This is a genomic window from Brevibacterium aurantiacum (assembly GCF_007558825.1).
GTDB lineage: Bacteria > Actinomycetota > Actinomycetes > Actinomycetales > Brevibacteriaceae > Brevibacterium > Brevibacterium aurantiacum_A.
This window is the reverse complement of the sequence record NZ_VLTK01000031.1, coordinates 1-9005: the sequence shown is the minus strand read 5'-3', so window position 1 is coordinate 9005 and position 9005 is coordinate 1. Positions and strand designations below refer to the sequence as shown.

General features: G+C 60.7%; 9 protein-coding genes. 6 read left to right on the top strand and 3 right to left on the bottom strand.

What is annotated here, in order from left to right; translation table 11 throughout:
* Positions 1–112 precede the first annotated feature (112 nt).
* Positions 113–1819, bottom strand: coding sequence for a BCCT family transporter (locus FO013_RS21990; protein ID WP_143924700.1), 1707 nt, complete (start codon positions 1817–1819; stop codon positions 113–115).
* 41 nt (positions 1820–1860) lie between these two features.
* Entirely contained in the window at positions 1861–2838 is a 978-nt protein-coding gene (locus FO013_RS21985; protein WP_143924699.1) for a flavin reductase, read from the bottom strand.
* 141 nt (positions 2839–2979) lie between these two features.
* Here FO013_RS21985 and FO013_RS21980 point away from each other — a divergent pair, with 141 nt between their 5' ends.
* The 6 genes from FO013_RS21980 to FO013_RS21955 are packed head-to-tail and all read left to right on the top strand — an operon-like array spanning position 2980 to position 7754.
* Complete coding sequence (locus FO013_RS21980; protein WP_260848330.1) at positions 2980–3672, top strand: amino acid synthesis family protein; 693 nt, start codon at positions 2980–2982, stop codon at positions 3670–3672.
* The gene (locus FO013_RS21975) at positions 3669–4220 is read left to right on the top strand and encodes an amino acid synthesis family protein (RefSeq protein WP_143924698.1); all 552 of its coding nucleotides are present in this window, start codon (positions 3669–3671) and stop codon (positions 4218–4220) included. The genes FO013_RS21980 and FO013_RS21975 overlap by 4 nt, the downstream gene beginning before the upstream one ends.
* An 11-nt stretch (positions 4221–4231) precedes the next feature.
* Positions 4232–4981, top strand: coding sequence for an alpha/beta fold hydrolase (locus tag FO013_RS21970; RefSeq protein ID WP_143924697.1), 750 nt, complete (start codon positions 4232–4234; stop codon positions 4979–4981).
* Positions 4978–6459, top strand: a complete 1482-nt coding sequence (locus FO013_RS21965; protein WP_143924696.1) for an aldehyde dehydrogenase — start codon at positions 4978–4980, stop codon at positions 6457–6459. Before FO013_RS21970 ends, FO013_RS21965 begins: the two co-directional genes overlap by 4 nt.
* Before the next feature lie 9 nt (positions 6460–6468).
* The gene (locus tag FO013_RS21960; protein WP_143924695.1) at positions 6469–6666 is read left to right on the top strand and encodes a tautomerase family protein; all 198 of its coding nucleotides are present in this window, start codon (positions 6469–6471) and stop codon (positions 6664–6666) included.
* 41 nt (positions 6667–6707) lie between these two features.
* On the top strand, positions 6708–7754 hold the full coding sequence (locus tag FO013_RS21955; RefSeq protein WP_143924694.1) for an LLM class flavin-dependent oxidoreductase: 1047 nt from the start codon (positions 6708–6710) through the stop codon (positions 7752–7754).
* 156 nt (positions 7755–7910) lie between these two features.
* Here the strand turns inward: FO013_RS21955 and FO013_RS21950 are convergent, their stop codons facing one another.
* Positions 7911–8591 (bottom strand): GntR family transcriptional regulator, encoded by a 681-nt coding sequence (locus tag FO013_RS21950; protein WP_143924693.1) that lies wholly within the window; start codon positions 8589–8591, stop codon positions 7911–7913.
* Positions 8592–9005: the final 414 nt, after the last annotated feature.

Sequence of the window (9005 nt, the reverse complement as noted above, 5' to 3'; positions counted from 1 at the left end):
TCGACGCAGCACCCGTTTTTCGACGTGGCGGCACGCGGTGGCGGCACGCGGTGGCGGCACGCGGTGGAGGGCCCGGCCGGTACAGCGGGCCCGATGTCGGAACAGTCTTTAGTCAGATCTCCTTCTTGATGGTGGCCTCGGCACGGGCCTCCAGCTCTTCCAGATCCTTCCGCCTGACCTTGCGATAGGCATCGAAGTCGTGATCCTCATGCAGAGTCTTCACGATGCAGAACCCGAGGATGCCGACGATGACCGCGAACGGCAGCGCTGATAGCATCGCCGCCTGTTGCAGGGCCGCGAGCCCTCCGGCGAAGAAGAGGACCATCGCCGTCGTTCCTGTCAGCGCTCCCCATACCGTGAGTACCCAGCGGCTGGGTTCAAGGGTTCCGCGGGAGGTGAGCATGCTGAGCACGAAGGTGTTCGCGTCAGCGCCTGAAACGAAGTAGAGGACAACGAGGATGATCGCAATCACCGAAGTAAGACCAGCCATCGGAAGATGTTCCAGTGTTTCAAAGAACGCTGAATTCACATCCGCGGCCGCGGCTTTGCCGATGCCGCCGTCACCCTCCATGTCGATCTTGATCGCCGTTCCGCCGAAGATCGTGAACCAGATGAAGAAGACAAGGCTGGGGATACCCATGACGCCGAGGACGAATCCGCGGATCGTTCGACCCTTGGATATCTTGGCGAGGAATACGCCGACGAAGGCACCCCAGCTCAGCCACCATGCCATCATGAAGTACGTCCAGTACTGATACCACTCAACGTCGCCGGCCATCAGTGGAGTCAGGAGACTGGTCTTGAAGAAGTCATTGAGGTATTCGCCCGTCGAGCGGAAGAAGAGATTTCCAATGAAGCCTGTGGGACCGACGACGAGAACGAAGAGACCGAGGAAGATCGACAGTACTGCCGTCGTCTGGCTGAGGAACTTGATGCCCCGGTTGACTCCCGACAGTGCAGACAGGGTGAACACGACTGTGATGCCCAAGATGATGATGATCTGAACGAACAATTCGTTCGGAATCCCGAAGACCCGGTTGAGGCCCTCGGTGATCTGTGATGCACCCAGCCCCAGCGAGGTGGTCGTCCCGAACAGAGTGGCGATCACCGCCAGAATGTCGATGAGGTTGCCCAGCCATCCGTCCATGGCTTTGCCGAAGACCGGCTTGAGCATGGGCGAGATCAGTCCGGTGTTTCCTCGCCTATGGGTCGAATAGGCGATGGCGAGGCCGAACACACCGAAGACCGCCCAGGCGTGAGGTCCCCAGTCGAAGTAGGAGAACTGGAGTGCGCGTACCGCTGCCTCGGTGGTGCCAGGGTCGGCGAGTCCGTGCGGTGGAGTCGTGAAATGGCTGATCGGTTCAGCCACACCGTAGCTGATGAGTCCGATGCCCATCACGGCGGAGAGAATCATGGTCAGCCACGCCCAGGTGCTGAATTCCGGTCGATCGTCATCGGCGCCGAGGCGGACCCGCCCGAACCGGCCGAACCCGAGATAGAGGAGGAGTCCGATGCAACCGAGAGTGAGGACCAGGTAGACCCAGCCGACCTTCGCAGCGACAACGTCCATTGCGGCGGTCATAGCCGTTGCCATGCCGTCGGGCGACAGGGCTCCCCACAGAGTGAATGCGGCGACTCCGACGATGGAGATCCAGAAGACACGACCGGGGCGATGTCTCATTGCGACGGCGTAGGCGACCTCCGGTGTCGGACCGGATTCGGACTCCATGCCGTGGCCTGGCAGCTGTGCTCGGGCACTCGAGGAGTGGCGGGGGCCATCCCGATCCGCATCGGGGTATTGCTCGGAATCGTCGTTCATGAGAACTCCACTTCGTTGTGAATCGGGCTTATGCGCATCGCTCAGCTGAGCGGGGAGAGGTCCTGGCTGTCAAAGAACTTGCCGGCCTTGTAGATCATCGGCTCGTCCTCGGAGGCCTCCGCGCTGCGCACCCGACCGACGAATATCGTATGGGTCAGGGCCTGGAAGCGTTCCTTGATCTCGACTTCGATTGAGGCTGCCGAACCGTCGATAAGTGGTGATCCATGGGGTCCGGAATGCCAGTCGAGCTCAGCGAATTTGTCTGTGGCCTTCGATGCGAAGGTACCGATGGTCCCCCGCTGATTGCGGCTCATGATGTTGATCCCCATGTGGGAGGAGCGGAAGAGTGCAGGGTAGGTCGAGGACGTCTTCTGCACGCAGACGAGGACCAGCGGCGGGTCGAGTGAGATCGAATTGTAGGAATTCACCGCCAGGCCACGAGGCTTTCCGTCATCGTCCGTGGTCGTCACGACTGTCACCCCGGTGATGAACTGCCTGTTGAAGGACTTGAGCGATGCCGAAGACGGTTCGCCGGAGAAGTCATCGGTGACCACGTCACCTGCGTGGGATTCGAATGCCGAGGACAGGGACTTGAGTCCGAGGTCGGCTAGCAGAGCGTGTGCATCCCAGGTGACCTCTTCCCGGCAGATGACTCCCTGATCAAAGGTGATGAGGTTCGAACCGTGGGTCTTCACCTGCTGCCCGGTGGGAGGGACATCGTTGAGTGGCCGGGTGAAGGTGCCGGTGGAGTGCCAGTAGATGGCTCCCTGATCGCCTTCGATAAGGATGCGGTCGATCGTGGTGGTGAGATCTGGGAAAGCTGCGCGGATTTCACTGATCTCTGCCTTGGTCTCCTCAACACTTCTCTCCTTGCCGGAGTTCGCAGAGACGCGCACGTAGTCGTCGGTGAAGAGTGAATCGAGAACATCGGTCTTTCCGATGTCCCATGCTTCGCGCCAGGTTCCGATGATGGTCGTCTTAACGTCGTCGTAAGGACGTGCTTCTTTGCTCTGTTGCATACTAGAGATCGTAGAATCACTGTGATGTATTAGTCAATAGATTTTCGAAACGGTGATTTATCGGGAGTTTTGTGGGGTATTGACTTTCATCTTTGCATGCAAGTAGATTTCTTGTATGCAACAGACTGGAGTTTTGACACGATGAGCACGATGACCGCACGCGAGCAGGATGAGAGTATCGGCCGCCTCGGCGAGCACGAGGAGCTTCCGGCGAATTTCGATGAACTGGCACAGCGACTTGGTGTCCGTTCGATCACCATTCAGCGCGAAGAGATCCTCGCTGAGGCTGGTGTCGGCCTCAGCGAACCGCTGCAGCAGGCGGCCGCGGTGGCCGTGCTGAGGAACCCATGGATCGACAGCATCGATCCACACAGTGATCTGGGTCCGGCGACCGAGAGGATCGCTCCGGTGCTGGCGAAGGTGCTGACCGATCGACTTCTGTCGATTCTCGGATCCGCCGAGAATGTCGAAGCTTTCGGCAAGGGTGCAGTGGTCGGAGTCGATGGCGAGATCGAACATGCCGGTGCACTCATCCACACTCCCTATTTCGGCAATATCCTGCGCGAAATGCTCGAAGGCACCTCGGTCATCTGCTTCGCCGACGGCCGATCGGGCCCATCGTCGTCGATTCGGGTGCCGATGTGGCACAAAGCCCACGCCACCTCACGTGACCATTACCAGACAATCGACATCCACCTCTCGGACTCACCGCGAGCCGATGAGATCTGCGTGATCGCCGCCGCCTCGACCGGCCCCCGGCCGTTCGCCCGCATCGGCGACCGCAGAACCGATGGCACAGTCACCACAGAGATCCTGAAAGGACTCGTCAAATGAAGATCCGCAAACTCACCACCGTCGTCGAAGAGATCCTCTCCGAAGGCGGCCGCGAGACCAGCCCCGTCATCACCGTCGCTGCAGTTGCCGCAGTGATCGAGAACCCCTGGCGCGGTCAGGGATTCGTCGAGGACCTCAACCCAGGCATCGACGCCACCGCCAGCGCCCTCGGCGCTGAGCTTGCTCCCCGGGTCATGGAAGCACTCGGCGGCAGCCTCGAAGCCTACGGCAAGGCTGCAATCATCGGCCTCAACGGTGAGATCGAGCACGGCTCCGCGCTCATTCACACACTGAAGTTCGGCAACCACTTCCGTGATGCTGCTCAGGCGTCCACCCTGCTTCCGGCCGTCGAAAAACGCGGCGAGGCGGGAGCGGTCTTCGACATTCCGCTCAAGCATTTCACTGACGCAACGATCCGCTCGCACCACCAGACCTTCGAATGGAGGGTTGCCGACGCACCCCATGCCGATGAGATCCTCATTGCGCTCGCGGGGTCGACGGGCGGACGTCCGCAGCAGCGGCTCGCGCCGCTATCGGCCGACAAGTAGGGCGCCGAATCATGCGGGATGACAATGACGTCCCCGTCGTCCTACTCCATGGGGTCGGACTCGACAGGAACGTTTGGCAACGGGTAGAACGACTGCTGAGGTCTCCGAGTGTTGCGCTCGATCTTCCAGGACATGGAACTCGGCCACCTCTGCAGGAGCCGACCTCGGTGACAGAGATGGCTGCGGATGTGGCGACCCGGATGCCGTCCGGGCCGGTCCACATCGTTGGATTCTCCTTGGGATCGCTCATCGCCCAGCAGATCGCCCTCGACCATCTCGAACGTGTGCGCACCCTCACCTGCGTGAGTTCGGTGTGCGCTCGGACCGAGGACGAATCGGTCGCTGTGGCCACCCGGCTGCAGAACGCGCGCCGGGATCTGCCTGCCAGCATGGAAACCGCTCTGCAGCGCTGGTTCCCCGACGATGACGTAGCCGACTGGCAAGCCCAGCGGGAGGAGACGCGCCCAGTTCTCATGGCCAACGATCCGTCCTCCTATGCGCATGCCTACGCCGTCTTCGCTACAGCCGACAGGGAACTCGCCGACAGGCTGCCTGAAATTACAGCCCCGACCCTTGCGATGACCGGAGAATCCGATCCCGGTTCCACCCCGGAGATGAGCCACCGGATCGCGGCACGGATTCCCGACACGAAAGTCGTCATCGTCCCCGGGGCCCGGCACATGCTGCCCGTGACCCATCCTGAGGTGCTCGTCGGCCATCTCGACCACCTCCTCCACCAGCCAGAAAGGAATCAGCCGTGACTCTCAGACTCGATCACTTCATCGGAGGCGCCCACAGTGCTCCTGCCGATGGAGGATTCCTGGACAGTACCAATCCGGCCACGCTGGAAACTCTCTACGAGTTCGCCCGTGGGACCGTCGTTGACGTCGATCACGCCGTCGAGGCCGCGCGTCGGACATTCGAGTCGGCAGCGTGGCGGAGAACGACACCGACACAGCGAGGTCACCTGCTGCGCAGGTTCGGCGATCTCATCGGGCAGAACGCCGACGACCTTGCTCGCTTCGAGAGCGAAGACAACGGCAAACTCCTGCGCGAGATGAAGGGACAGCTCAAGGGCCTCCCCGAATACCTCTACTACTATGGCGGCCTGGCCGACAAGGTCCAGGGTTCGCAGATTCCGACGAACTCGCCTGAGGTCATCAACTTCACCCAGCGAGAGGCTCTCGGCGTCGTCGGGCTCATCACCCCGTGGAACTCGCCCATGACTCTCACGATCTCCAAATTGGCACCGGCACTGGCCGCCGGCAACACTGCCGTCATCAAACCGAGTGAGTACACATCACGGACGATTCTGCGCTTGGCCGAACTCGCTCATGAGGCAGGCTTCCCCGACGGCGCGGTCAACGTCGTCACCGGACTCGGCGCCGAGGCGGGTCAGGCCCTCGTGGATTCGCCGAAGCTCGCGAAGATCTCATTCACCGGATCGACTGGAACGGGTTCTGCGATCGCCGGTGCCGCGGCCTCACGATTCATCGGCTGCACCCTCGAGCTGGGAGGTAAGAGCCCGAACATAGTCTTCGATGATGCGAATGTGTCGAATGCCGCCATGGGCGTCATCGCAGGCATCTTTGCAGCGGGCGGTCAGACCTGCATCGCCGGCAGCAGGGTCTTCGTTCAGCGGGGCGTCTACGACGAACTGCTCGAAAAGGTCACCCAGCGGGCATCGTCGATCATCATCGGCGATCCGATGGATCCGAAGACCGAGCTCGGCCCATTGGCATTCGAAAGCCAACTGAACAAGGTCGCAGATTACGTCGACATCGGAGTGTCCGAAGGAGGCAGCATCGCCTACGGCGGGCAGCGTCCCGAGGTTGACCTCCCAGGCTACTTCTTCCAGCCGACGGTGCTCACGGATACGACAAACGATATGCGGATCTGCCGTGAGGAGATCTTCGGGCCAGTTGCCGCGATTATGCCCTTTGACACCGAAGACGAAGTACTGGGCCTGGCCAACGACACAGACTACGGTTTGGCTGCGGGCGTCTGGACTTCGAACCTTCAGCGGGCGATGCGGATGTCGCAGAGCATCGACGCAGGCACCGTGTGGATCAACATGTACCGGGCGATGTCTCCGATGTCACCGCGTCAGGGATTCAAGAACTCGGGAGTCGGCATCGAACACGGAATCGAGTCGATGCACGAGTACACGAGGCTCAAGAGCGTCTGGATCAATACCGACGAAGGCGCCATGGCAGACCCGTTCATTCTGGGGCGGTGACCGGCTGACATGCCTCTCATCGACATCTCAATCGCCAAGGGCCGAGATCCGCAGCAGCTGCGTGACCTCATCGCAGGAGTGCACCGGGTGGCCGAAAAGACCACCGGAGCCGCAGCAGAGAACATCACTGTGATCGTGCGCGAAGTGGAGAAGGACCTCTGGTCGCGCACGAACACGACAATCGGCGAACGCGAAGCCACGAAATAGGGAACACACAGCAAGAACGCTTGAGATCAAAGGAGCACATCATGCGCTTTTCACTCTTCCTGCACATGGAACGCTGGGACGACTCGATCAGTCCGGAACAGCATTGGAAGAACCTCGTCGAGCTGGTGAAGCTAGCTGAAGCCGGCGGATTCGGGACGGTGTGGATCGGCGAGCACCACTCCATGGAGTTCGTCTCCTCTCCGAGTCCGATGCCGCAGCTGGCATACCTGGCCTCCCAGACCTCGACGATCAGGCTCGGATCCGGAACGATCATCGCTCCGTTCTGGCATCCGCTCCGCGCCGCCGGAGAAATCGCACTGCTCGATGTCATCAGCGGCGGACGCGCCGAGGTGGGAATCGCTCGCGGTGCCTACCAGTTCGAGTTCAACCGCCTGGCCGACGGCATGGCCGCAGCAGATGGCGGGGAGTACCTGCGAGAGCTGGTTCCGGCCGTCCAGAAGCTGCTCCAGGGCGATTACGCTCACGAGGGCAAGCACTGGCAGTTCCCGCTCTCGACGGCGGTACCCAAACCGATCCAGCAGCCGACTCCGCCGATCTGGTTGGCCGCGCGGAGTCCGGAGACTCATGATTTCGCCGTCGCGAACGGATGCAACGTCCAGGTCACACCGCTGATGAAGGACGACCGTGAGGTCGAGGACCTGATGGAGAAGTTCAACACTGCGATCGCCGCGCACCCGGAGGTCGAGAAACGCCCCGAGATCATGGTCCTGCGGCACACCTACCTTCACTCCCCTCAGGATCCGGAAGGCTGGAAGGTCGGCGCGGCCGGCGTCAACAAGTACTACCGCACCTTCTCCTCTTGGGCATTCGGGAAGAAGGATCACGAGAACGGTTTCCTCGATCCGACTCCGGAGGAGAACTTCGCTGATCGCCCCGAGTTCGAGCTCGAAGCGTTGCACAAGTCTGCGATGATCGGTACCCCTGATGAGGTCACCAAGCGGATCCGCCACTATGAGGACCTCGGCTACGACGAATACAGCTTCTGGTCCGACAACGCACTGACTCACGAAGAGAAGAAGGCCTCACTGCAGCTCTTCATCGACGAGGTCGTCCCCAACTTCCGCTGATACGTCGTCGAGTCGCCCGGTCCCGGAGGCTGGGCACATCGAGCCGTCGATCAGCAGGGTTGCGTCAGACCAGCCGGGATGTGAAAGAAGGCGGGTCTCAGATTCAATAGGAGTCTGAGGCCCGTCTTCAGCGGTGATTGATTATCGCGGTTGTTCTCAGGGTTCCCGGTCGATGGATAGAGTCGTGCGAGTGCGGGGGACCAGCAGTTCCTGGGTCGAGGCGAACACGTGAGATCTCATCGTAGTCTCCGCGCCGAAGGGGTCCTTGTTCTGGATCATGGTGAGCACTTGGCGATGTTCGCCGCTTGAGTTGACCGCGCGACCGGGGTGATCCAGGGTCTTGCGCACCAGTGTGTAAAACGACAGCTGGTTCATCAGCCGACCGTATTGTTCGACGAGCTTGTTGTTGTCGGCCCCATCGACGAGCGTCTGATGAAATCCCTGCACCTGATTGGCATAAGTGTCTGTATCTCCGGCCCGCGATGTCACCTCTGAAGCAGCGACGTTGTCTTCGAGCACATCGAGCTGGTGACAGGGCCCCCTTCGAGCCATAAGGGCTGCCGCTAATCCTTCAAGAACTTCTTTGAGCTGAAACATCTCGACGATCTCCCGGCGAGTCGGCTCTCGGATGAAGGTGCCGACTTTCGGGCGAATCTCAATGAGGCCCTCAAGCTGCAGTTGCTTGAGGACCTCTCGAATGGGAGTTCTGGAGACGTCGAACTCATGAGCAAGTGAGACCTCGGAGAGCGGGCTCCCGGGCTCGAGGTCGCCGCGTGTGATCTTCGCGCGAAGCCGTTCCAGGAGTGTCGGCGCTGGACCAGTAGGGTCTGTATGCATGCTTTAGATCGTATGTTGCATGCATGCTTGGGTCAAGGATGCACTCGAACGAGAGGTTTCGCGGTCAACGGAACCGCATCTGGGCCGATATTTCAGGGTGACTGATCAGAACTCTGTGTAGTGAACCTCCAGTATCTGCCATGCAACGAGTATCGGATGGCGTGGACGAGATGGTGATGCTGCGGATCCTGAATACGAGGACGGAAGGGCGGGTCACTTGGCTCCGAGCCATGGGCATTGCGATGGAGTGCCCATGGCTCGATGGCATGGTGGCGAACGGTCGGTAACTCCTGGTCGAAAAATTCCCATTCTTCGAGCAGGAGCGACCAGCCGTTACGGGACGGAGGGCAGTGTCCTCCCTCGACCCTGGTTTGGCCGCCGCCCTGGCCCACCTCGCCTTCACACGCCTGGTCG

Excerpts from the sequence above, each read along its gene's own strand:
- FO013_RS21980 (WP_260848330.1), top strand. The coding sequence starts at position 2,980 with ATGAGCACGATGACCGCACGCGAGCAGGATGAGAGTATCGGCCGCCTC.
- FO013_RS21960 (WP_143924695.1), top strand. The coding sequence starts at position 6,469 with ATGCCTCTCATCGACATCTCAATCGCCAAGGGCCGAGATCCGCAGCAG.
- FO013_RS21950 (WP_143924693.1), bottom strand. The coding sequence starts at position 8,591 with ATGCATACAGACCCTACTGGTCCAGCGCCGACACTCCTGGAACGGCTT.
- FO013_RS21990 (WP_143924700.1), bottom strand. The coding sequence starts at position 1,819 with ATGAACGACGATTCCGAGCAATACCCCGATGCGGATCGGGATGGCCCC.
- FO013_RS21985 (WP_143924699.1), bottom strand. The coding sequence starts at position 2,838 with ATGCAACAGAGCAAAGAAGCACGTCCTTACGACGACGTTAAGACGACC.
- FO013_RS21970 (WP_143924697.1), top strand. The coding sequence starts at position 4,232 with ATGCGGGATGACAATGACGTCCCCGTCGTCCTACTCCATGGGGTCGGA.
- FO013_RS21975 (WP_143924698.1), top strand. The coding sequence starts at position 3,669 with ATGAAGATCCGCAAACTCACCACCGTCGTCGAAGAGATCCTCTCCGAA.
- FO013_RS21955 (WP_143924694.1), top strand. The coding sequence starts at position 6,708 with ATGCGCTTTTCACTCTTCCTGCACATGGAACGCTGGGACGACTCGATC.